Below are 23525 nucleotides of genomic sequence, written 5' to 3'. Positions count from 1 at the left end.
GCTGGCGGAGCGTAAGCGCACCACAAGGGGGTGAGCATGAAACCGCTGTTGGATGTCCTTATAATCCTTGATGCACTGGAAAAAGAGGGGAGCTTTGCTGCGGCGTCGGCGAAGCTCTTTAAAACGCCCTCCGCCCTCAGTTATACCGTTCACAAGCTGGAAAGCGACCTTAATATTCAAATCCTTGACCGTACCGGCCACCGGGCGCGCTTTACCCGCACCGGAAAAATGCTCCTGGAAAAGGGGAGGGAAGTACTGCATTCAGTACGCGAGCTGGAAAAGCAGGCCGTCAAACTGCATCAGGGTTGGGAAAATGAGCTGGTTATTGGGGTGGATGATACCTTTCCGTTTTCCCTGCTGGCGCCGCTTATTGAAGCTTTTTACGAGCGACATAGCGTGACCCGTCTGAAGTTTATCAATGGCGTGCTGGCCGGTTCATGGGAGTCGCTGATCCAGGGACGGGCAGATATTGTCGTCGGTGCGCTGCATGAGCCGCCGCAGCTCAGCGATTTTGGCTTTGCCTGTCTCGGACAACTGGAACAGGTGTTCGTCATCGCCCCACACCATCCGCTGGCCCAGGAGCCGGAGCCGGTTAACCGCCGGGTGATCAAAAATTATCGCGCTATTGTGGTGGGGGACGATTCATTACCGGGCTGTGCGGCCTCTTCCCAGTTACTGGACGATCAGGAAGCCATTACCGTCTTTGATTTTAAAACCAAGCTTGAGTTGCAAATTAGCGGCTTAGGTTGTGGCTATCTGCCACGTTATTTAGCCCAGCGTTTTATTGAAAGCGGTGCGCTGGTAGAGAAACAGGTTATTGCGCAATCCAGTTATGATTCCGTATGGATTGGCTGGAATGAGCAGACCGCCGGGCTTGCCAGTGCATGGTGGCGACAAGAAATTTTATCAAATAGTGCTATCGCTGCCGTTTATGCGCAGGGTGCCGCTGACAAATCAGCCGATTAAATAAAAATTTAACTTTAGGATGTCTTTCGATCTCTTGCATTTTAGCTATCATTTAGGGAAAATGCGCCGCAGCAAACATGGAATAATCGACGATATAAAAGGCGTCGATTATTTTTTTTTGCATGTAAGAAAACCATTAAATCCAAGAGGCCGGGCTTCGTACCGGATAGATATTTACTAAAATCCGACAGTTGTTGTCGCTGAGGAATAAAGAAATGGGGCAATCATTCGCTTACGTGGCGGTATTCACCGTAAAGGAGAATAACTATGTCGCATAACGCAACTCCAAAAACCTCTCGCGTGGAATTACGTAAAACGCTTACGTTGATTCCGGTTGTTATGATGGGCCTTGCCTATATGCAGCCGATGACGCTGTTTGATACATTCGGTATCGTATCAGGCCTCACTGACGGTCACGTTGCAACGGCGTATGCCTTTGCGCTGGTTGCAATCCTCTTTACCGCGCTGAGCTACGGTAAGCTGGTTCGCCGCTTCCCGTCTGCTGGCTCTGCGTACACCTATGCTCAGAAATCCATTAGCCCGGCTGTTGGCTTTATGGTGGGCTGGTCATCGCTGCTGGACTACCTGTTCATGCCGATGATCAACATTCTGCTGGCAAAAATTTACTTCGAAGCGCTGGTGCCTTCCGTGCCGTCGTGGATCTTCGTTGTGGCGCTGGTGGCCTTTATGACCATCTCTAACCTGCGCAGCATCAAGACCGTTGCTAACTTCAACACCCTGATCGTTATCCTGCAGATGGGTATTGTTGCGGTAATCGTCGGTCTGATCATCTACGGTGTTTCTCACGGTGAAGGTGCGGGTACGCTGGTAAGCTCACGTCCGTTCTGGTCTGAGGGCGCGCACGTTGTGCCAATGATCACCGGTGCGACGATCCTCTGCTTCTCGTTCCTGGGCTTCGACGGTATCTCTTCTCTGTCTGAAGAGACAAAAGACGCAGAGCGTGTCATCCCGCGTGCTATCTTCCTGACGGCGCTGCTGGGCGGCATCATCTTTATCGGTGCGTCTTACTTCCTGCAGCTCTACTTCCCGGATATCTCTCGCTTCAAAGATCCGGATGCGTCACAGCCAGAAATCATGCTGTATGTTGCGGGTAAAACCTTCCAGTGGGGCGTGCTGATCTTCTCCAGCGTTACCGTACTGGCATCCGGCATGGCGGCGCACGCAGGCGTTTCTCGTCTGATGTATGTCATGGGCCGCGACGGTGTATTCCCGACGCGCTTCTTCGGTTATGTTCATCCGAAATGGCGTACCCCAGCATGGAACGTGCTGCTGGTCGGTGCGATTGCGCTGCTGGCGATTAACTTTGACCTGGTGACCGCAACTGCGCTGATCAACTTCGGTGCGCTGGTGGCCTTTACCTTTGTTAACCTCTCCGTGATCTCTCAGTTCTGGATCCGTGAGAAGCGCAACAAAACGCTGAAAGACCACTTCAACTACCTGCTGCTGCCGGTATGTGGCGCGCTGACCGTGGGGGCACTGTGGATCAACCTGGAAGAGAGCTCCATGGTTCTGGGTCTGATCTGGGGTGGTATTGGCCTGGTTTACCTGGCATGCGTAACCAAAAGCTTCCGTAACCCGGTTCCTCAGTACGAAGACGTCGCGTAACAACTTTCCAGGCCCGGCAAGCGTAACGCCGCCGGGCAAAGCAAAAAAACCGGAGAACATCGCCTCCGGTTTTTTTATGCCCTGAACTTACACAATCTCCTGCGCATACTGGTACAGCGCTTTCAACAGTGCCTGCTTCTCCGCATTGCCTTCGTACTCACCGTAGAGCATCTCCAGCTCCTGGGCATAAGCCTGTAAATATTCCGGCGTAAAGACGTTGCGGCGATGCTGCAACCAGCGCTCCTGCTCGGCCTCATCAAGCGTGCCGGGGAAATTACGCGCCCGGTAGTTAAAGATCAGCTTGTTGATGCGCCCGTCGGCAAAGGTAATATCCAGCGCGGGCAGGTTACGGGGATCGGTCTGCAACACGATATTCATGGCTGAACGGTCAGCATCGCTGAAAAAGCCGTTATAAAGCTGGGCATCGACGTTCTCAGAGGGCGTGAACGGCTCCGCTTCGGCAAATATCGCGACCACTTTTTCGCGCACCTGTGGGTTTTCCCGCAGCCGTTTCAGGTTGTCCAGACAGTGCTGACGATCGATACCCAGCCGTTCGGCATCTTCCGGGCGCAGCGTATTGGCGGGGGCCAGCACCGGACATTTGTTGATGTGCACCAGCTTCACCGGCACGGCAGCCGCATCGCCCAGCGCCTCTTTCGGGGTGTACAACCGTTCACGCAGGCTGTCGCTCTCCAGCGTCAGCAGGGGAGTAATATCCCCGGCCAAATCCACCATAATCACCGCGTTGCGGTTTTCCGGATGCCAGGCCAGCGGGGCAACCCAACTGGTATTGCCTCGCCAGGCGCCAAACATCCCGGAGATGTGCATCAGCGGTTTCATCTGCGGCACGTCAATCAGAGTGGTGAGCTTTTGCTTACTGCGATGGCTGAGCAGGTACTCAAACAGCTTCGGCTGTCGGGTCTTAACCAGCTTCGCCATCGCAATGGTAGCGTACACATCCGCCATGGCATCATGGGCGTTATTGTGTTCAATGCCGTTCGCGCGGGTCAGATGTTCCAGGCGGAAGCTGGGCAGCCCGTCGTCGTTTTCCGGCCAGTTAATCCCCTCCGGACGCAGGGCGTAGCAGGCGCGCATCACGTCGAGCAGATCCCAGCGCGAATTACGGTTTTGCCAGCTCCAGGCGTAAGGATCGTAGAAGTTACGGTAAAAAATATGGCGGGTCACTTCGTCATCGAAGCGCACGTTGTTGTAGCCCACCACGCAGGTGTTGGGCACGGTGAACAGGTCGTGAATGCGACGGGCAAACTCTGCCTCATTTACCCCTTTCTCCCGGGCTTCCTGCGGGGTAATGCCAGTGACCATCACTGCGCCGGGCTGGGGTAAATAATCATCGGCCGGTTTGCAATAAAACACCTCCGGCTCGCCGATAACGTTGAAATCTGCATCGGTGCGGATGGCAGCAAACTGAGCGGGGCGATCCAGCGACGGGCTGGTGCCGAAGGTTTCGTAATCGTGGAATAAAAATGTAGGGCGCGCGGCGGAGTCAGACACCAGTAATACCATCCTGTTTATGAGTGACACTGCTATGGTAAACCATCCGGCCTGGCACGCCGAAGAAAAAGCGCTGTCCACCTGCAAATTTGCGACCTGGCATTCGGGAAAAACCTGCGTGCTGTCACATTTTTTTGCAATTATTCCAGGTATCCAGCGGGAAACTTCCGTAAAAAGGGCAACGATTTTAAATGACCTGAGGATATACCGTTGAAACGCCGTCTGTTTATTGCTGTTTCTTTACTCACTTTGAGCATTTCATCCGCGCTGGCTGCCGACCCGATTAATTATGCGCCGCAGCCGCCAGCTATCCAGGCGGGTTCCTGGGTGCTGATGGACTATACGACGGGGCAAATTTTAACGGCGGGCAACGAACATCAGCAGCGCAATCCGGCCAGCCTGACCAAGCTGATGACCGGCTATGTGGTCGATCGCGCGATCGACAGCCATCGCATCACCCCCGACGATATGGTCACGGTCGGTCAGGATGCCTGGGCCAAGGGCAATCCGGTTTTTGACGGCTCCTCGCTGATGTTCCTGAAAGCGGGTGAACGGGTCTCCGTGCGCGACCTCAGCCGCGGCCTGATTGTCGATTCGGGGAACGACGCCTGCGTGGCGCTGGCTGATTACGTGGCGGGTGGGCAGCCGCAGTTCGTCAATATGATGAATAATTACGTCAAAAAGCTGAATTTGCGCGACACCCATTTTGAAACGGTACACGGTCTCGATGCACCGGGCCAGCACAGCTCCGCTTACGATCTGGCGGTGCTCTCCCGCGCCATCATCCACGGTGAGCCGGCGTTTTATCATATGTACAGTGAAAAGAGCCTGACCTGGAACGGTATCACTCAAAAGAACCGTAACGGTCTGCTGTGGGACAAGTCGCTCAATGTGGATGGTCTGAAAACCGGACACACCTCCGGCGCCGGTTTTAACCTGATCGCCTCTGCTGTCGACGGCGAGCGCCGTCTGATTGCCGTCGTCATGGGAGCTGAAAGTCCAAAAGGCCGCGAGGATCAGGCGCGCAAACTACTCCAGTGGGGCCAACAGAATTTCGATACCGTGCAGATCCTGCGTAATGGTAAGCAAGTGGGCAACGAGCGCATCTGGTACGGTGATAAGGAGCGTATTTCGTTAGGCACCGATCAGGACTTCTGGCTGGCGCTGCCTAAGGCGGAGCTGCCCAACATCAAGGCGAAGTATGTCCTGGATAAGAAAGAGCTCGAAGCACCGATTGCCGCCCATCAGCGGGTCGGGGAGATCGAACTATACGATCGCGATAGAGTGGTAGCCCACTGGCCGCTGGTGACGCTGGAGAGCGTCGGTAAAGGCGGGATGTTTTCGCGGCTAAGCGACTATCTGCACCATAAGGCGTAGCGCATGGAGGAGCAGGCTGGCGACTGTGCGAGCCTGCTCGCATAATAGACAGGTCATTATTGTTAAACCGCTTTTTTCTGCATTACAGTGTATGTATATACAGTAAACAATCGGAGGCAGCATGGACTACAGCATCACGCACCAGAACAAACGCAAAATTGCCGGTTTTCATATGGTTGGCCCGTGGGAGCAAACCGTTAAGCAGGGTTTTGAACAACTGATGATGTGGGTGCAGGGGCGTCAGATCCAGCCGCTGGAATGGGTGGCGGTCTATTATGATAACCCTGACGAAGTGCCTGCCGAAAAATTACGCTGCGACACGGTCATCACCGTGCCGGACGATTTTGTTATTCCTCCCAACAGTGAAGGGGTGATCCTCACCGAAGTGGCTGCAGGCGACTACGCGGTGGCGACGGCCCGCGTAGAAAACCATGATTTCGCCACGCCCTGGAACCTGTTTTTCGACAGCCTGCTTGAGGATGTCGATTACCAGATCGCGCCAAAAGCCTGCTTTGAACGTTACCTGAATGACGGTAACGCCGACGGTTACTGGGATATCGAGATGTTTATTCCGGTACAGAGCCGGATTGCGTAACGGTCCACTAATGCCCACTTTTAACAGGGTTTTTCTGTCGGGGAGCACTACTCCGGCAGAAAACGCAGTACAATCAGGGTTTGCCGTAAAGCTGGAGAGCGTGTGCGCCCCGACAAATCTCTAACGCCTTTTGAAATTCGACTGTATCGTCATTACCGCATCGTACATGGATGCCGTATCGCGCTGGCGTTTATCCTCACCTTTTTACTGGTGCGTCTGCTGGCCGTGCCGGAAGGGACATGGCCGCTGATCACCCTGGTGGTCATCATGGGGCCGATCTCCTTCTGGGGCAATGTCGTTCCGCGCGCGTACGAGCGCATTGGCGGCACCATTCTGGGCTCGGCGCTGGGGTTAATTGCCCTGAAGCTGGAGCTAATTTCTCTGCCGCTGATGCTGGTGTGGTGCGCGGCGGCCATGTTTCTCTGCGGCTGGCTGGCACTGGGCAAACGCCCCTATCAGGCGCTGCTGATCGGCATCACCCTCGCGGTGGTGATTGGCGCGCCGACCGGGGACATGCAGACTGCCCTGTGGCGAAGCGGTGATGTGATTCTGGGATCGCTGCTGGCGATGCTCTTTACCGGCATCTGGCCGCAACGGGCCTTTTTGCACTGGCGTATCCAGATGGCGAACTACGTCACCGCCTTTAACCGGGTCTACCAGGCGGGCTTTTCCCCCAACCTGGTGGAACGACCACGGCTGGAAAAACACCTGCAAACCATCCTCAATGACGTGGTAAAAATGCGCGGTCTGATCACTCCGGCCAGCAAAGAGACCCATATTCAGAAAGCGATCTTTGAAGCGATCCAGACCGTGAGCCGCAACCTGGTCTGCATGCTCGAGCTACAGATCAACGCCCACTGGTCCTCCCGGGCCAGCCATTTTGTGATGCTGAATGCCCGGACCTTAAAAGAGACGCAGCAGATGACGCAGCAAACGCTGCTCACCATTGCCCATGCGCTTTATGAAGGCAATCCGCAGCCCATCCTGGCGAACACCGAGCGGCTGAACGAAATCGTTGCCGAGCTGCGTCAGTTGATCAACGATCATCACAATGAAAACGTGGCGGAAACGCCCATACACGGCTATGTATGGTTGAGCATGGAGCTTGCTCGCCAGCTGGAATTATTATCGCATCTTATCTGCCGGGCATTGCGCAAATAAAAAGCGGCTATGCAGGGTTGTGTTGTCTGCTGCTTCGATTCAGCAGAAATTGAGGTTATGATAGGGACAAAGGAAAAATTATTGTCATCAGCAATCGCTGTCAGTAAGGTTAATGCTATCGCGGTTGTTTAAACGAATCCGAATCTCACATTATCAGGGGTGTAAAAATGGAAACAACTAAGCCTTCGTTCCAGGATGTTCTGGAGTTCGTCCGCCTGTTCCGCCGCAAGAACAAACTGCAACGTGAAATCCAGGACGTTGAGAAGAAGATCCGTGACAACCAGAAGCGCGTTCTGCTGCTGGACAACCTGAGCGATTACATCAAACCAGGCATGAGCGTTGAAGCTATCCAGGGCATCATTGCCAGCATGAAAAGCGACTACGAAGACCGCGTAGACGACTACATCATCAAAAACGCCGAGATCTCTAAAGAGCGTCGCGAAATCTCCAAAAAACTGAAAGTGATGGGCGAGATGAAGCACGCGGAAGCCAAAGGCGAGTAATCACCGCCTAACAGCTAAGCCCTCCGACCAGTCGGGGGGCTTTTTTTTGGCTCCGGTTTTTAGCGGCATCAGAAAAGCAAAAAGCCTGCTCGAAAGCAGGCTTTTTAAATTTGGCTCCTCTGACTGGACTCGAACCAGTGACATACGGATTAACAGTCCGCCGTTCTACCGACTGAACTACAGAGGAATCGTTGTGGAGCGTTATCTTAGCGGCGAAAAAACTTTTGTCAAACCTGATCTTAGTCCGATTCGATCAACTGCCGGTTCTGTCACCAGTTTGTCGTAATTACCTACATATTTTTGTGGGAAATACTTTGCAGGATCTGCATTTCTCCCTCATTATTTGAAATGTAGTTTCAACTTTCTCTCTAAGGTCCATTTTGAACGTCACCTCCGCTTTACGCCAGGCCGTGATGCGCACGCGCTGGTATAGCAAACGTAAGAGCTACAAAGTTCTCTTCTGGCGCGAAATCACCCCCCTTGCCGTGCCTATCTTTCTGGAAAATACCTGTGTACTGCTGATGGGCGTGCTCAGCACCTTCCTGGTCAGCTGGCTCGGTAAAGAGGCGATGGCGGGCGTGGGGCTGGCCGACAGCTTCAATATGGTCATTATCTCTTTCTTCGCGGCGATAGACCTGGGTACCACGGTGGTGGTGGCCTTTAGCCTGGGTAAGCGCGATCCGCGCCGGGCCCGGGCTGCCGCCAGGCAGTCGCTGGTGATCATGACCCTGTTCTCCATTGTGCTGGCGGCTGTGATCCACTATTTCGGCGAAGAGATTATCGATGTGGTGGCCGGAGAAGCGACCGGTGAGGTAAAAGCCCTGGCGCTGTCGTATCTCGAAATGACGGTGCTCAGCTACCCGGCCGCGGCGATTGCGCTGATTGGCAGCGGGGCGCTGCGTGGGGCAGGGAATACCAAAATTCCGCTGCTGATAAACGGCGGAATGAACATTCTCAACATTTTAATCAGCAGCGTGCTGATTTACGGGCTTTTTTCCTGGGACGGGCTCGGTTTTATCGGAGCCGGTCTTGGTCTGACCATCTCCCGCTACATTGGCGCCATCGCCATTATTGTGGTGCTGGCGGTTGGTTTTAACCCGTCGCTGCGCATCAGCCTCAAAAGTTATTTCAAGCCGCTTAACTTCGCCATTATCTGGGAAGTGATGGGGATCGGCGTACCCGCCAGCATTGAATCGGTGTTGTTCAACGGCGGCAAGCTGTTGACCCAGATGTTTGTGGCCGGAATGGGTACCGACGTGATCGCCGGTAACTTTATCGCTTTTTCCATTGCGGCACTGATCAACCTGCCGGGTAACGCGCTGGGTTCCGCCTCCACCATTATCACCGGTAAACGGCTCGGGAAGGGGCAGATAGGTCAGGCGGAGCGCCAGCTGCGCCATGTTTTCTGGCTCTCGACAATCGGGCTCACGGCCATTGCCTGGGGCACGGCGCCGTTCGCCAGCCTGATGGCGTCGTTCTATACCCATGAACAGGATGTAAAAGATGTGGTGGTGATCCTCATCTGGCTGAACGCCGCCTTTATGCCGATCTGGGCGGCGTCGTGGGTGCTGCCTGCCGGGCTGAAAGGGGCGCGGGATGCCCGCTTCGCCATGTGGGTTTCTATGCTCGGGATGTGGGGCTGCCGCGTGGTAGCGGGGTATACCCTGGGGATTATGCTGGGATTGGGTGTGGTAGGTGTCTGGCTGGGGATGTTCCTCGACTGGACAGTACGTGGCGCACTGTTCTACTGGCGAATGGTCAGCGGACGCTGGCTGTGGAAATATCCGCGGCCTGTGCGTGAAAATGTGGCGGCGATCCCCGCAGAACGGATAGTGAATGCGCAAAGTGGGGAATAAATCGGCAAACGATGCAAAATCTGCATTCTGCCTTTGACAACGCCAGGTGGCATCGCTAATATTCGCCCCGTTCACACGATTCCTCTGTAGTTCAGTCGGTAGAACGGCGGACTGTTAATCCGTATGTCACTGGTTCGAGTCCAGTCAGAGGAGCCAAATTTAAAAAGCCTGCTTTTAAAGCAGGCTTTTTGCTTTTCCGGGACAGTCCAAAAAATGGCAACCCGAAGGCTGCCGTCATTACTTAATGATCCCCTGGCGGTGTACGCGCACCGGCGCCGTGGCCGAGATCAGCCACGGACGCGCCTCACTGTTAACGTGCGGCGAGAGCGCCTCACGCACCTGCTGGTGGTACTCATCCAGCCATGTAATCTCTTTTTCGCTCAGCAGATGCAGATCCACCTGACTCAGGTCGATAGGGATCAGCGTCAGTGACGCAAAGCGGCAGAAGCCCGGTACGCTCTCCACCACCTCCACCTGGTTTTCGATACGAATACCATACGCATCCGCCAGATAGTAGCCCGGCTCGATGGTGATGATATTTCCCGCCACCAGCGGCCAGGGGTTAACCTTCTTCGCAATACGCTGCGGATTTTCATGGATCAGCAGTTGATGGCCCACGCCGTGCCCGGTGCCGTGATCAAAATCGAGCCCCAGCTCCCACAGCTCACGCCGCGCGAACGCATCGATCTGATGCCCGCAGGTTCCGGACGGGAATTGCAGGGAAATAAGCGATAAAAAGCCTTTCAGCACAGCGGTATAGTGCAGACGACACTGAGCGCTCAGTGGGCCGAAAGCGAGTGTGCGCGTGGCGTCGGTAGTGCCGTTGTGATACTGCCCGCCGGAATCGTTCAGATAAAAGTTGTCGCGGGTAATGGCCGCATTCGTCTGTTCGCTGGAGTGGTAATGGCACATCGCCGCATTGCTACCAGAGGCGGAGATAGTGGCAAAACTCTGCTCGATAAAGCCCGGTCGCTGCTCACGGAAGAGAAGCTGCTGCGCCTGGGCTTCCAGCTCGGTAATGGGTTGACCAGAGGCTTCGCGACGGGGCACTTCGTGCGCCAGCCAGGCAAGAAAGTTGACCCATGCCACCCCGTCCTGATGGTGGCTGTCGCGGTAGCCCGCCAGCTCAATCGGGTTTTTGTGCGCTTTCATTGCGGTGATCGGGTCAGCGTGCCAGACGATCTCCCCCTGCGGCTCAACGGCAAAGCGCAGGGCGACAGGGGCGGAATCGGCATCCACCATCACGCGCTTACCGACGCACAGCTGCTGGCTTTGCGACAGAAAATCAGATTCAGGCGCCAGCGTCAGGCTCTCCAGCAGCAGGGCCGAAAGCGCGCGGGTTTTTTCAGGCGTGACAAACCACGTCACTGCACCGTCGCGGCTCAGCAGGGCAAACGAGTTCGGTACCGGGCTCGTCGGAATATCGCTGCCGCGTACGTTCAACAGCCAGGCGATGTTATCCGGCTGGGTGATGGCCAGATAATCGGCATGCTGTCCTGCCAGAATGGCGGCCACGCGCTGGCGCTTATCGGCACTGCTTTCACCGCTGATCTCCACCGGCATTTCGCGGATGGCCCCGACAGGCGGGGCCGGACGATCCTGCCAGAGGGTATCAAACGGCGATGCATTCAGGGCGACAAGCTCACAGTGACTGGCATTGAGTGCTTCATACTGGGTTTGGGTCATCAGCATCGCTTCAAAGGCGATACGCGCCCCGGGGTTCATGTTCTGCTGCAACCAGTCTGCCAGCGGATCGTTGTGCAGATGCAGGATCTCAATCTCGGCCAGATTAACCTGTTCACGAGCCTGAACCTGATAACGTCCATCGACAAACAGCAGGGCGCGATCGCGCAGGATCAGGGCGTGCCCCGCTGAGCCGTCAAAGCCGGTCAGCCAGGCGAGAATATCGTCATGAGGATGACAATATTCGCTCTGAAAGGCATCGGCGCGGGGGACGATAATGCCATCCAGCGCCTGGGTTTCCAGCCACTGGCGCAGGGTGAATAGCGGTGAGGTGGTTTGCATAACTTTCCTTTTTTATGATCAGCGGAACGGCGGCTCGTTAAAGGTACGCAGTTTACGCGAGTGCAATTTATCCCCTTCGGCGCGCAGCAGATCGATAGCGCGAATGCCAATCTGCAGATGCTCGGAGATCGCCCCCTCGTAAAAACGGTTTGCCTGGCCAGGAAGTTTAATTTCCCCGTGCAGCGGCTTATCGGAAACGCAGAGCAGGGTGCCGTAGGGTACGCGGAAGCGGTAACCCTGAGCGGCGATGGTGGCGCTCTCCATATCAATCGCCACCGCGCGGCTCAGGTTAAAGCGCAGCGCCGAGGCCGAGTAGCGCAGCTCCCAGTTACGGTCGTCAGTGGTAACAACCGTGCCGGTGCGCAACCGCTGCTTAACTTCTTCTCCCGGCATACCGCTCACCTCTTTGGTGGCGTCGTAGAGCGCCCGCTGCACTTCGGCGATGCTTGGGATCGGAATATCCGGCGGCAACACCGCATCCAGCACATGGTCGTCACGCAAGTAGGCGTGGGCGAGCACGTAATCACCAATCAACTGGCTCTCACGCAGGCCGCCACAGTGACCAATCATCAGCCAGACGTCCGGGCGTAGCACCGCGAGGTGGTCGCAGATGGTTTTGGCGTTCGACGGGCCTACACCAATGTTAATTAGAGTGATGCCCTGACCTTCGGCGGTGACCAGGTGCCAGGCGGGCATCTGATGTTTTTTCCACGCTAGGTCAGAAATGGCCTGCTCCGGGGCTTCGGTTTCGGCGGTGATCCAGATCCCGCCCGCGCAGGAGAGGGCAATGTACGGGCTGTCGGGATCGAGGATCTGGCTGCAGCCCCAGCGGACAAACTCATCCACGTAGCGGGTGTAGTTGGTGAACAGGACAAACGGCTGGAAATGTTCTGCCGGGGTACCGGTGTAGTGACGCAGACGCGCCAGCGAAAAATCGACCCGGCGGGCATCAAAGTGCGACAGCGGGGAAAACTCCGCCGGATGGTAGATCCCGTCGGCGGTCTCATCGCCGATCTGCGAAAGCTCGGTGGTCGGGAAGTGGCGCGTTAAGCCCGCGCTCATGGAGCGGTCCAGGGTCAGCTCTGAGCCATCGATAACGTACGGGTAGGGGATCTCATGGCGCGAGGGCTCCACGGTGATGTGGGCGCCGTAATCCTGATACAGCAGCGTCAGCTGCTCCTCCAGGTAAGGGCGGAACAGCGTTGGACGGGTGACAGTGGTGGAGTAGCAGCCAGCGTGGGTGAATCGCGCATAGGCGCGGGTCTTCGGCGTATTGGTGGCGCTACCATCCCAGGTCACGGAAAGTGACGGATAAACAAAGAGGCCATTCATTCTGGCCTCTGCATCGGGGAGCGTTCCGTCTTTGATATAGTCGCTGATGGCGCTGCGCAGGGCGTTAACCGCTTGGTCGTACAGCGCATCCAGCATGTCCAGTGCCTGAGCCGGGGTCAGGCTGGAGTCCTTATTATTCATCTCTGTCTCCTTGTTCCACAGGTGTACGGCGTTACCCGATAGTATGTCACCTGTATGTGAAACAAAAGTGAGATCAGGTAGCGGCCGGTTTCATCACCAGGCAGGTGGCGGCGGAGAGCAGGCATCCGGCCAGCAGGTAGATGGCCACGCTGTGCCAGTCACCGCCGGAGAAAGTCACCAGCGCGGCGGCAATAAACGGCGTAAAACCGCCGCCCACCACGCTCGCCACCTGATAGCCAACCCCTGCGCCACTGTAGCGGTAACTCGCGCCAAACATCTCAGTAAACATCGGCTGCTGGACACACACCACCATGTCATGGGCGATATTCGCCAGCAAAATGGCGAACACCACAATCCAGAAAACGGACTGGGCTTCGAGGGCCATAAAGAACGGGAAGGTGCTCAATGCGCCCGTTAACGCCCCGGTGATATAGACCCGACGGCGGCCAAAGCGATCGGCCAGCCAGGCGAAGCAGGGAATAGTGAGACAACTGATGCCGCCCACCAGTAGGCCGATATTCAAAAACAGCTCCCGGGGCAGGCCGAGATTCTGGGTGGAGTAACTGAGCGCAAAAGCCGTGACGATATACATGGTCAGCAGCTCGCACAGGCGCAGGGCGATAATTTTCAAAAACGCCCCCGGATGACGGATCAGCGCATCCATCACCGGCAGGCGACGCTTCTCTGCAGGTTGTTGCCGCTGCTGTTCGAACTCGGCAGACTCATCCATTCTGTTACGCACCCACAGTGCCCCCAGCACCAGCACAATGCTGAACAGGAACGGGATGCGCCAGCCCCAGTTCAGGAACTGTTCGTCGGTGGTGAGCGTGCTGATCAGCGATACCAGACCGGTAGAGAGCAACAGACCTACGCCATAACCCACCTGTACGCCGCTGCTATAGAAAGCTTTTTTCCGCGCCGGAGCGCTTTCAACAGACAGCAGCGCCGCGCCGCCCCATTCGCCGCCGACGGCAAAGCCCTGCACGGCGCGCAGGGTCACCAGCAGAACCGGCGCCCACCAGCCAATAACGGCAAAAGAGGGGAGGAGACCAATCAGCGCCGTGGCGATGCCCATCATCCACACCGTCAGCATCAGCATTCGCTTACGGCCCAGCTTGTCGCCGAAATGACCGAAGATCACCCCGCCCAACGGACGGAATAAAAAACCGACGCCAAAGGTGGCAAAGGCGGCGAGCGTGCCCATCGCCGGACTAATCTGTGGGAAAAATTCACGGTTAAAAACCAGCGCGGCGGTAATGCCGTAGAGCAAAAAATCGTACCAGTCGACTACCGCACCGGCAAAACTGCCGAGGGCCGCGCGGCGCGCGCGATGCAGCGATGGTATAGCCCCGTCGGGGGACGAGGAGGCGAGGGTGGTATCCATAGTGATCCTGTCTGACGTTATTTTTTTATAGGTATTAGAAAGAATATCGCTCACGTTGCGGTCGCCCTGAAAACGGCGACGTATATGAGACTACCGCGACAGTGGACGGGTGAAAACGATTTTATCCCCGCGTGAGGTAAACGGGTGATATTAATCGAAATGATGGTTTGTTAACTGGCTATAAACGCAGCAACAAGGCTATGCTTGTCAGATACGCGGAGCGACAGAGGAAGGGAATAATGCGTCGTATGATGAAGTTGGGCTTTATTGCTGCTTTATTGGTCAGTCAGAGTGCGCTGGCGGTGAGTTATCCGTTGCCGCCTGAAGGGAGTCGTCTGGTGGGGGCCTCGCAGGTGATCACCGTTCCACATGACAACAAACTGCCGCTGGAGGCGTTTGCGGCCCAGTACGGGCAGGGGCTCAGTAATATGCTGGAGGCGAATCCGGGCGTTGATCCGTTTTTGCCTCAACCCGGTACACAGCTGGTAGTGCCGCAACAGCTCATCCTCCCCGCAACCGTGCGTGAGGGGATTGTGGTTAACGTGGCGGAGATGCGCCTCTATTATTACCCGCCAGGGGGCAGCACCGTTGAGATCTTCCCCATCGGTATCGGCGAAGCCGGGCGCGAGACGCCGCGTAACTGGGTAACCGCCGTCGAGCGCAAGCAGGATGGGCCTACCTGGACGCCAACCCCAAACACCCGTCGGGCCTACGCCAAAGAGGGCAAGACTCTGCCCGCGTTTGTGCCCGCGGGGCCGGACAACCCGATGGGGCTGTATGCGCTCTATATCGGCAGGCTGTACGCAATTCATGGCACCAATTCAAACTTTGGTATCGGGCTGCGCGTGAGCCAGGGCTGCATTCGTCTGCGTAATGACGATATCAAATACCTGTTCGACAATGTCCCGGTCGGAACGCGCGTGCAGCTTATCGATCAGCCGGTTAAAGTCACCACTGAGCCGGACGGTAGTCGTTGGGTCGAAGTGCATGAGCCGCTGTCGCGTAATCGCGCGGAATTTGAGTCGACCAACAGAGTCCCGCTGCCCATGACGGCAGGACTGCGCGCGCAGCTCAACGGTGCGGATGTGGATGCCGTGAAGGTTGACGGGGCGCTGGAGCGTCGGTCGGGGATGCCGGTGAACGTGAGCGGAGCGGTGCACACGCCGCTGGTGACTATTTCTCAGTAACGACTCAGAAAAGCAAAAAGCCTGCTTTAAAAGCAGGCTTTTTAAATTTGGCTCCTCTGACTGGACTCGAACCAGTGACATACGGATTAACAGTCCGCCGTTCTACCGACTGAACTACAGAGGAATCGTGTGAACGGGGCGCATATTATCGACGTGGGTCGCCGTTGTCAAAGGGTGATCTTCTCTGTTTGACTCGTTTGCTGACAAAATCAGCAAAGTGATGTTTTCACCAGCGGATTGCACGTTTTTGGTGCGGATATACCCCGAATGGGGCAGATCATAAACCGCTGTTTCACTTTAAAAAGCGACGGCAGTAATTGGATTTCCTTATTTTCAGCCGCTTAGCGGACATATCGGACCTCTTTTCAAAACTGGCAAGCATCTTGCAAAACCCTCTGTACATTCGCGCCGGAACCGGCAACGCATTTCGTACAGGGGGCAACATGAACTTAAGACGACTGAAATACTTCGTAAAAATCGTCGATATCGGCAGCCTGACCCAGGCCGCTGAAGTGTTACACATCGCACAGCCGGCACTGAGCCAGCAGGTGGCCACTCTGGAAGGTGAACTCGATCAGCAACTGTTGATCCGCACGAAACGCGGCGTGACCCCTACCGAAGCAGGCAAGATCCTTTATACCCATGCACGCACTATTTTGCGCCAGTGTGAACAGGCGCAGCTGGCGGTGGGCAATGTCGGGCAGACGCTGACCGGCCAGGTTTCGATTGGCCTGGCACCGGGTACGGCGGCCTCGTCTGTAACCATGCCATTATTACAGGCGGTGCGCGCAGAGCTGCCGGAAGTACTGGTCTACCTGCATGAAAACAGCGGCGCGGCGCTGAACGACAAATTACTCAGCGGACAGCTGGATATGGCGGTGCTCTACGATCGTTCTCCTGTGGCGGGGATCACCAGCCAGCCGGTGCTAAAAGAAGATCTCTATCTGGTAGGGACGCGGGATTGCCCGGGTCAGAGCGTCGATTTAACGGCGGTGGCCGAGATGAATCTGTTCTTACCGTGTGATTATAGCGCCGTACGTTTGCGCGTCGATGAAGCCTTCTCGCTGCGCCGTCTGACGGCGAAAATCATTGGCGAGATCGACTCCATCTCTACCCTGACCGCGGCCATTGCCAGCGGAATGGGGGTGACGGTGCTGCCGGAATCGGCTGCGCGATCGCTCTCCAGTGCCGCTAACGGCTGGATGGCGAGAATCAGCTCGCCGTCCATGAGCCTGCCGTTATCGCTTAACGTCTCGGCCCGCGGCTCGCTGTCACCGCAGGCGCAGGCGGTGAAAGAGATCCTGATGTCGCTGGTAAGCCGCCCGTCGCTGGAGAACCGCGAGCTGCAGCTGGTCAGCTAATATTCCATAAAAGCATAAGTTGCGGATTTTTATTATTTGTTTACACGGCGGACGCACTTTAACAATAGCGTCATGTCAGTTTCGCCGGAGTGAACCGTGAATTTCCAGCAGCTTAAAATTATCCGTGAGGCGGCCCGTCGGGATTACAACCTGACCGAGGTCGCCAACATGCTTTATACCTCTCAGTCGGGCGTCAGCCGCCATATCCGCGAGCTGGAAGAGGAGCTGGGCATTGAGATCTTCATTCGTCGCGGCAAACGTCTGCTGGGAATGACTGAGCCCGGCAAAGCGCTGTTGACCATTGCCGAACGCATTCTCAATGAAGCCAGCAACGTGCGCCGTCTGGCAGATCTCTTTACCAACGACGCCACCGGCGTGTTGACTATCGCGACCACCCACACTCAGGCCCGCTACAGCCTGCCGCCGGTGATCAAGGCGTTTCGGGAGCTGTTCCCGGATGTGCGCCTGGAGCTGATTCAGGGTACGCCCCAGGAGATTGAGGTGCTGTTGCAAAACGGCGGGGCGGATATTGGCATCGCCAGCGAACGCTTAAGCAACGATCCGCTGCTGGCGGCGTTCCCGTGGTTTCGCTGGCATCACAGCCTGCTGCTGCCGCCCGATCATCCGCTGACGCAGGTCTCGCCGTTGACGCTCGAGGCTATCGCAAAATGGCCCTTAATCACTTATCGCCAGGGTATCACCGGGCGGTCACGCATTGATGAGGCCTTCAACCGTAAAGGGCTGACGCCGGATGTGGTGCTTAGCGCCCAGGACTCCGACGTGATTAAAACCTACGTCGAGCTCGGGTTGGGTATCGGGCTGGTGGCGGAACAGTCCGGCGGCGAGCACGAGCAGGGGAGCCTGGTGCGTCTTGATACCCGTCATCTTTTCGATGCCAACACCGTGTGGCTCGGACTTAAGCGAGGGCAGTTGCAGCGCAACTATGTCTGGCGCTTTATCGAACTTTGCAACGCCGGGCTGTCGGTAGAGGAGATCAAACGTCAGGTCATGGAGCCGGAAGAGGTGGCGATTGACTACCAGATATAGCCAGATTAACCCTGCGATGCGGGGTTTTAACGGTGAGAAATAGCAAAAAGCCCGCTTAAGTTTCCTTAAGCGGGCTTCTTAAATTTGGCTCCTCTGACTGGACTCGAACCAGTGACATACGGATTAACAGTCCGCCGTTCTACCGACTGAACTACAGAGGAATCGTGTGAACGAGGCGCATATTAATGGCCTCGCTATTTTGTGTCAACACTAAATTCAACGCACTGATTCAATTGATTAATTATGACACAGCCTGCTGTTTTAGTGTACTTGCACGGCGGAATCTTCGCCAGGTCCTTCATTTTCACGTAAACGCTGTAGCGGGTCCTGCTGGTAAAAGTGGCAAAAACGCTGCCACAGGGCCGGGAAGCGTGGAGCGAAAAGTTCGGGTGCGCTGAAGAAATATTCCGACAATACCGCAAAGCACTCGGCGGGATCGGTGGCAGCATAGGCGTCGATACTGGCCGCGCTTTCGCCCACCAGATCGATCTCATCCTGAATATTGTTCATGGCGGCGTGCAGGTCGTGCTCCCAGCCTGCCACTTCACGCAGGGGAATGAAGGGGACACCGCTGGCGCGATCGCCGTTACGGGTATCCAGTTTGTGGGCCACTTCATGAATGATGAGGTTGAAACCGGAGGCATCGAACGAGTCCTGAATATCCAGCCAGTTGAGGATAATCGGCCCTTGCTGCCAGCTTTGACCGGACTGCACCATCCGCTGATTGTGCACCAGCCCGATCTCATCTTCCCATTCATCGTCCACCACAAACGGTGCCGGATAGATCAGAACTTCATGGAAACCGTCCAGCCACTCGATACCCAGCTGCAGTACCGGCAAGCAAAAGAGCAGGGCAATGCGGGTGCTCTTGCGATCGTCGAGCTCAAAACCCTGCAAGGGAACCAGGCGTTTTTGCTGTAAGAACCGTATGGCAAGCTGTACCAGACGCAATTTATCCTCATCTGATAAAGTAGACAGGACGGGGATCGCCAGGGCCTCTTCCCACGGCAGCGCCGCGCTTCGGGCGGATTCATTCGATTTCCAGGGCCACTTAATCATCGCTTTGCTCGCAAACTCGTCACTTGAACAAAATTGAACGGTTATGGTCTGTTAAAATGCCAAATTACCCGGCATGATGGCAACATCAAAACGGAGAGATGCCGGAGCGGCTGAACGGACCGGTCTCGAAAACCGGAGTAGGGGTAACTCTACCGGGGGTTCAAATCCCCCTCTCTCCGCCACGCAGCCTCTTCCGTCACATTTTCCGCACGTTTTCTCGTCAGAGATCTTTTACGCTGGCTACCTTATCATTCCACTTATGTGGAGTAATAGCCCTTTACTGCCTCAAGACAATATATGTGAGCTAAATCAGGATGTTTATCCGAAGAGGTTGAAGTGCATGTATTACTCCTGGTGGCAATATTGTCTGAGCAGGGCAATCTGCTCGGGCCGCAGGCGATAGCGATAGACCGGCCGACCGGTCGCCCCGTAGTGGATGCTGGTGTGCAAAATGTTGACCTGCGCCAGCCAAATCAGGTATTTGCGGCAGGATACTCGCGAGATATTAACTGCGCCAGCCAGTTCGTCGGTGGAGAACTCCGTTCCCGGATGCGCATCAATCCACAGGCACAGCGTACGCAGCGTCTGCGGGGTTAACCCTTTCGGCAGGCGACGGCTGTCTGCCAGCGCCGGTGCACCGCCACGCAGAAGCCGGTCAACATCAGCCTGGTCATAATACTGATGCGCTTCCATCAGCTGCTTTTTTTCACGCCAGCCCTTTAGTGCCTCTTCGAAACGCGGGAACTGAAACGGTTTGATCAGGTAGTCCACCACGCCATAGTGCATGGCCATTTGAATGGTGGCACCATCAGAGGCCGAGGTGATCATAATGACGTCTGTTTTGCGCCCGGATGCCCGGATAACCGGCAGCAGGCTCAGGCCATTGTCGTGCTGCATGTAAACATCCAGCAGGATCAGGTCAACCTGCCGGGCAGGGGAGTGAAGTATGGCCCCGGCTTCTGCCAGGGAAGTGGCCACGCCGCAGCAGCAAAAACCCTCAACCCGGTTGACGTACTGGCGGTTAAGATCGGCCACCATGGCATCGTCATCAACAATTAAAACATGTATCACGCGCTATTCCTTTCACTCTCCCAGGGGAGTTGCACAAAAAACTGGGTAAACACGCCCGGTTCCGATTCAACGACGATCTCTCCGCCCAGATCCTCGATCTGCTGACGGGCCAGGTATAATCCCACCCCTCGGTTTTCCCCTTTAGTAGAAAACCCTTTGCTAAAAATGGCGTGCAGATGTTCCGGGGCGATACCCGGACCATCGTCGCTCACCTCGGCGCTAAGCCAGCCCTGCTGATAGTGCAGCAGCAGACCGATTTCGCCCTCGGGCTGGCCAGTCATAGCATCAAGCGCATTTTCAATCAGATTACCCAGCACGGTAATCAGCCCGGCGACCTGCTGCGCATTGGGATTATCCGGTACCTGACTGGCATCGGAGAGCGTCAGGCGAAACCCCAGCTCTCTGGCGCGATTGATTTTACCCAGCAGAAATCCTGCGACCACCGGCGATTTGATGTTGCGCTGTAGCGTGCCGACATCGGTCTGCCAGGCGTTGGCGGTCGACAGGACATACTCTTCCAGTCTGGCATAGTGCTTCATATGCAGCAGACCAAGTATCACATGCAGCTTGTTCATAAACTCATGGGAGTGGCTGCGCAGCGCATCCAGATAGTTCACCATACCGTCCAGCCGTTGCAGGAGCTGGCTAATCTCCGTCTTATCACGAAACGTGGTGATGGCGCCCATCAGCTGATTATCGTTCCTGACGGGCAAGGTATTGCAGAGCAATAACCGGCCGTGGCAGTTGAGCTCCTGGTCCTGGCGAGCCATGCCGCTACACAACACCTCGCGCAGGTTTGCCAGCAGCGGTTCCTCGTGCAGGGCCTTGCTGCTGGCGCTGATATTCAGGATCTGCCGGGCGGCATGATTGACCATCGTTACACGCCCCTGTTGATCCACGGCGATCACCCCTTCGCGCAGGGAGTGCAGCATCGCCTGACGTTGCTCCAGCAGGGCTGAGATTTGATAAGGCTCCAGCCCAAACAGAATGCGCTTAAGCATCCGCACCAGCCCCCAGGCACCGAGCGCCCCCAGCAGCGCGCTGAACAGCACCAGCCAGATGGCATCCCAGCGATTGCGGGCGATCTGCTGCTCCACTTTATTCAGTGAGATCCCCACGGCAACGACACCAATTTGCTGATGATGTGCGTTATAAACAGGCGTAAATACGCGCAGCGCCTCGTCGAGCACGCCATGATTGATGGCGACATTCTCTTTATCTTCCAGCGCAGGCCGCAGATCGGCCCCAATAAAGGCTTTACCGAGCAGGGCACTGTTGGGATGAGAATAGCGGATCCCCTGCATATTGGTGACGACGGCAAACAGCAGATTATTACGCTGCATCACTGCCATGGCGACAGGCTGAATAATGTTGCTCTCCGGCGGGAGGGATAAGCCGCGGATCACCTCCGGGCTGTCGGCCAGGGTTCTGGCGACCGCGAGGGCGGTATCCCGCACGCCATCACGGGTGGCGCGGGTGATTTGTGCAAAGTAGAGAACAAAAATCACCAGTAATATTGCGCCCGTTACACCGTACACCATCAGCGTGACCAGCGTGTTCAGTTTCATTGGGCGCTTGTGCGTGAGGGGAAGGGGCGGCAAATCGCGCATTGAAACTCCGGCAAAGAGAGAAAGGGGGGCATTATCGCTGATGGGCGGGAATTGTAAAAGCGATGTAAATCTGGCGGCGACAGAAAGCAAAAAGCCCGCTTTGCAGCGGGCTTAAGAGCGTTTGGCGATCTCAATCAGAACTGGTAAACGATACCCAGTGCGAACTGGTCGTCAGCATGTGCGCCAGTAATGCCTGCTTCATCTTCATCCAGCAGGTTGAATTTGTACGCAGTATAAACGTTCATGTTTTTGTTGAAGTAGTACCAGGTACCCAGTTCAACATAGTTCACCAGATCGGCATCTACGCCGCCATGACCGTTACGTGCATACAGGTCTTTGCCCTGGGAGTAGACGTAGCCCAGAGAAGGACGCAGGCCGAAATCGAACTGGTACTGCACCACGGCTTCGACGTTGCGGGTTTTGTTAGCGAAACCGGCATCTCCCGCCCAGGTCATGTTACGGGTTTCACCGTACATCACCGCAGCATAGAGGTTGTTAGCATCATACTTCGCTGCCAGTGACCAGATTTCTGCGGTATCGCCGTAGCCGTCAGCAGCCTGCCTGTTGGTACGGTCAGACTTACCGTATACACCTACGAAGCCGAAGCCATCGAAGTTGTAGGCCAGTGAAGTGCTGTAGCCGTCACCGTTGGCTTTTTTCATATCACGATCGTTGTTTTTACCCTGGTACTGCAGGGCAAAATCCAGACCCTCAACGGCGCCGAAGAAGTCGGTGTTGCGATAGGTCGCCACGCCGGTGGTACGCTGAGTCATAAAGTTATCGGTGTGAACCCAGGAGTCACCGCCCCATTCCACCAGCATATCGGTGTACGCACCTGCATCGTACGCTACGCCGTAGTTACGGCCATAGTCGAACGAACCATAGTCACCGAATTTCAGGCCAGCGAACGCCAGACGGGTGCTCTCATCCTGCTCGCCTTCCGGGGTGCTGGCGTTCAGGTTGTATTCAAACTGGCCGTAACCGGTCAGCTGGTTGCTAATCTGCGTTTCGCCTTTGATACCGAAACGGGCATAGGAGGTATCGGCATTCTCGCTGTTGCTATCATCGGTCTTGTCCCAGATACGCTCGCCGACCATTTTTCCGTACAGGTCGAATTTATTGCCGTCCTTGTTGTAGATCTCTGCCGCATTAGCCGCGCCAGCGCATAATAAAACAGGGACAAGAACTTCCAGAACTTTTCTTTTCATTATATATTCCTTTGTATGTATTTTCTTCATGAATATACGTAATCCCCTCCGGGTTACAGAGGTAATACTATTTCAGGGCGGGTTTTTGCTGTTTAAAAATAAATGTAACTAAATTATTTAGATTATTTCAAAATATTAATATAAATGTCTTTATATGTTTATTTTATTAATTTTAAATAAATATAGGCGATGATTATTGATATTTATATCAATCAGTTATTGGTTGTATAAATTTATTTGGTTGATTTATGTTTGCGCGAAGGAGAGAAGAGAATAAAAAAAGCCCGATAATATTATCGGGCTAAGATAAGGGTAATTTAAGGGTGTTTAATCATGAAACGACAAAAAAGCTCATAACGTCGTTATCATTGCACAATTATAAGCGTGAGAAAACAGGTTTATCTGGATAAAGAGAGTGAAAAAATAGCGCAATATAATTGCTTTCCTGCTTCCTCTCATTCGCGCATAAGCGAAGCAGCGCAATAAACAGGCACGCTTAAAAAT

The 23525-nt window shown here is 55.3% G+C and carries 19 protein-coding genes, 5 tRNA genes and 1 pseudogene; 14 read left to right on the top strand and 11 right to left on the bottom strand.

All coding sequences use genetic code 11. The features are described from left to right. Positions 1-36 precede the first annotated feature (36 nt). The 3 genes and pseudogenes from GNG26_RS14600 to GNG26_RS14590 all read left to right on the top strand — a co-directional run bounded on the left by GNG26_RS14600 (position 37) and on the right by GNG26_RS14590 (position 2592). Positions 37-1022, top strand: a pseudogene (locus GNG26_RS14600) (LysR family transcriptional regulator). A gap of 159 nt (positions 1023-1181) precedes the next feature. Continuing rightward, positions 1182-1244, top strand: a complete 63-nt coding sequence (yoeI, locus tag GNG26_RS22845) for a membrane protein YoeI (RefSeq protein WP_138370007.1) — start codon at positions 1182-1184, stop codon at positions 1242-1244. Then, a complete protein-coding gene (locus tag GNG26_RS14590) occupies positions 1234-2592 on the top strand; it encodes an APC family permease (protein ID WP_197080100.1) in 1359 nt (452 codons plus the stop codon). Before yoeI ends, GNG26_RS14590 begins: the two co-directional genes overlap by 11 nt. Positions 2593-2679: 87 nt before the next feature. On the opposite strand, the gene sbcB is transcribed toward GNG26_RS14590, so the two are convergent. After that, positions 2680-4116 (bottom strand): exodeoxyribonuclease I, encoded by a 1437-nt coding sequence (gene sbcB / locus GNG26_RS14585; protein ID WP_370463864.1) that lies wholly within the window; start codon positions 4114-4116, stop codon positions 2680-2682. A gap of 192 nt (positions 4117-4308) precedes the next feature. On the opposite strand from sbcB, the gene dacD reads away from it, so the two are divergent. The 4 genes from dacD to GNG26_RS14565 all read left to right on the top strand — a co-directional run bounded on the left by dacD (position 4309) and on the right by GNG26_RS14565 (position 7740). Further along, positions 4309-5481: a serine-type D-Ala-D-Ala carboxypeptidase DacD gene (dacD, locus tag GNG26_RS14580; protein WP_103822475.1), complete on the top strand. Its 1173-nt coding sequence runs from the start codon at positions 4309-4311 to the stop codon at positions 5479-5481. 121 nt (positions 5482-5602) lie between these two features. Beyond that, positions 5603-6076, top strand: a complete 474-nt coding sequence (gene sbmC / locus GNG26_RS14575; RefSeq protein ID WP_103822474.1) for a DNA gyrase inhibitor SbmC — start codon at positions 5603-5605, stop codon at positions 6074-6076. A gap of 102 nt (positions 6077-6178) precedes the next feature. Then, complete coding sequence (locus GNG26_RS14570; RefSeq protein ID WP_114386184.1) at positions 6179-7237, top strand: FUSC family protein; 1059 nt, start codon at positions 6179-6181, stop codon at positions 7235-7237. 167 nt (positions 7238-7404) lie between these two features. Continuing rightward, positions 7405-7740 (top strand): DUF496 family protein, encoded by a 336-nt coding sequence (locus GNG26_RS14565; RefSeq protein ID WP_103180181.1) that lies wholly within the window; start codon positions 7405-7407, stop codon positions 7738-7740. Positions 7741-7851: 111 nt separating this feature from the next. On the opposite strand, the gene GNG26_RS14560 is transcribed toward GNG26_RS14565, so the two are convergent. After that, positions 7852-7927: transfer RNA gene (locus GNG26_RS14560), tRNA-Asn, on the bottom strand. Between the two features lie 6 nt (positions 7928-7933). Between GNG26_RS14560 and GNG26_RS22840 the strand changes: the two genes are divergently transcribed. From GNG26_RS22840 to GNG26_RS14550, 3 genes are all read left to right on the top strand, one after another. Next, the gene (locus GNG26_RS22840; protein ID WP_370463863.1) at positions 7934-8026 is read left to right on the top strand and encodes a DUF5951 family protein; all 93 of its coding nucleotides are present in this window, start codon (positions 7934-7936) and stop codon (positions 8024-8026) included. A gap of 94 nt (positions 8027-8120) precedes the next feature. Then, positions 8121-9596, top strand: a complete 1476-nt coding sequence (locus tag GNG26_RS14555) for an EmmdR/YeeO family multidrug/toxin efflux MATE transporter (RefSeq protein ID WP_156239259.1) — start codon at positions 8121-8123, stop codon at positions 9594-9596. An 80-nt stretch (positions 9597-9676) separates the two neighbouring features. Further along, a tRNA-Asn gene (locus GNG26_RS14550) sits at positions 9677-9752 on the top strand. 81 nt (positions 9753-9833) lie between these two features. Here the strand turns inward: GNG26_RS14550 and GNG26_RS14545 are convergent. From GNG26_RS14545 to shiA, 3 genes are all read right to left on the bottom strand, one after another. Further along, a complete protein-coding gene (locus GNG26_RS14545; protein ID WP_156239257.1) occupies positions 9834-11621 on the bottom strand; it encodes an aminopeptidase P family protein in 1788 nt (595 codons plus the stop codon). Positions 11622-11639: 18 nt separating this feature from the next. Beyond that, a complete protein-coding gene (locus GNG26_RS14540) occupies positions 11640-13094 on the bottom strand; it encodes an AMP nucleosidase (protein ID WP_114314543.1) in 1455 nt (484 codons plus the stop codon). Between the two features lie 73 nt (positions 13095-13167). Continuing rightward, a complete protein-coding gene (gene shiA / locus GNG26_RS14535) occupies positions 13168-14478 on the bottom strand; it encodes a shikimate transporter (RefSeq protein ID WP_156239255.1) in 1311 nt (436 codons plus the stop codon). Between the two features lie 239 nt (positions 14479-14717). Here shiA and ldtA point away from each other — a divergent pair, with 239 nt between their 5' ends. Then, the gene (ldtA, locus tag GNG26_RS14530) at positions 14718-15665 is read left to right on the top strand and encodes a L,D-transpeptidase (RefSeq protein ID WP_114314541.1); all 948 of its coding nucleotides are present in this window, start codon (positions 14718-14720) and stop codon (positions 15663-15665) included. A gap of 48 nt (positions 15666-15713) precedes the next feature. On the opposite strand, the gene GNG26_RS14525 is transcribed toward ldtA, so the two are convergent. After that, positions 15714-15789 (bottom strand) — tRNA-Asn (locus tag GNG26_RS14525). 319 nt (positions 15790-16108) lie between these two features. Between GNG26_RS14525 and nac the strand changes: the two genes are divergently transcribed. Further along, positions 16109-17026 (top strand): nitrogen assimilation transcriptional regulator NAC, encoded by a 918-nt coding sequence (gene nac / locus GNG26_RS14520; RefSeq protein ID WP_156239253.1) that lies wholly within the window; start codon positions 16109-16111, stop codon positions 17024-17026. 96 nt (positions 17027-17122) lie between these two features. Next, positions 17123-18073, top strand: coding sequence for an HTH-type transcriptional regulator Cbl (cbl, locus tag GNG26_RS14515; protein WP_114386190.1), 951 nt, complete (start codon positions 17123-17125; stop codon positions 18071-18073). 85 nt (positions 18074-18158) lie between these two features. Here the strand turns inward: cbl and GNG26_RS14510 are convergent. Continuing rightward, positions 18159-18234, bottom strand: a tRNA-Asn gene (locus GNG26_RS14510). A 100-nt stretch (positions 18235-18334) separates the two neighbouring features. Further along, the gene (mtfA, locus tag GNG26_RS14505) at positions 18335-19132 is read right to left on the bottom strand and encodes a DgsA anti-repressor MtfA (protein WP_156239251.1); all 798 of its coding nucleotides are present in this window, start codon (positions 19130-19132) and stop codon (positions 18335-18337) included. A 92-nt stretch (positions 19133-19224) separates the two neighbouring features. Between mtfA and GNG26_RS14500 the strand changes: the two genes are divergently transcribed. Next, positions 19225-19314, top strand: a tRNA-Ser gene (locus GNG26_RS14500). A gap of 163 nt (positions 19315-19477) precedes the next feature. Here GNG26_RS14500 and dcuR read toward each other — a convergent pair. The 3 genes from dcuR to GNG26_RS14485 all read right to left on the bottom strand — a co-directional run bounded on the left by dcuR (position 19478) and on the right by GNG26_RS14485 (position 23021). Then, complete coding sequence (dcuR, locus tag GNG26_RS14495; RefSeq protein ID WP_103822466.1) at positions 19478-20203, bottom strand: two-component system response regulator DcuR; 726 nt, start codon at positions 20201-20203, stop codon at positions 19478-19480. Continuing rightward, positions 20200-21813, bottom strand: coding sequence for a sensor histidine kinase (locus GNG26_RS14490; RefSeq protein WP_156239249.1), 1614 nt, complete (start codon positions 21811-21813; stop codon positions 20200-20202). Before GNG26_RS14490 ends, dcuR begins: the two co-directional genes overlap by 4 nt. 134 nt (positions 21814-21947) lie before the next feature. Continuing rightward, the gene (locus GNG26_RS14485; protein WP_156239248.1) at positions 21948-23021 is read right to left on the bottom strand and encodes a porin; all 1074 of its coding nucleotides are present in this window, start codon (positions 23019-23021) and stop codon (positions 21948-21950) included. Positions 23022-23525 lie beyond the last annotated feature (504 nt).

Origin of the sequence: Leclercia sp. J807 (assembly GCF_009734465.1) — a bacterium.
Classification (GTDB): domain Bacteria; phylum Pseudomonadota; class Gammaproteobacteria; order Enterobacterales; family Enterobacteriaceae; genus Enterobacter.
The sequence above is the reverse complement of the archived record's forward strand: the minus strand, read 5'-3'. Positions and strand labels throughout refer to the sequence as shown.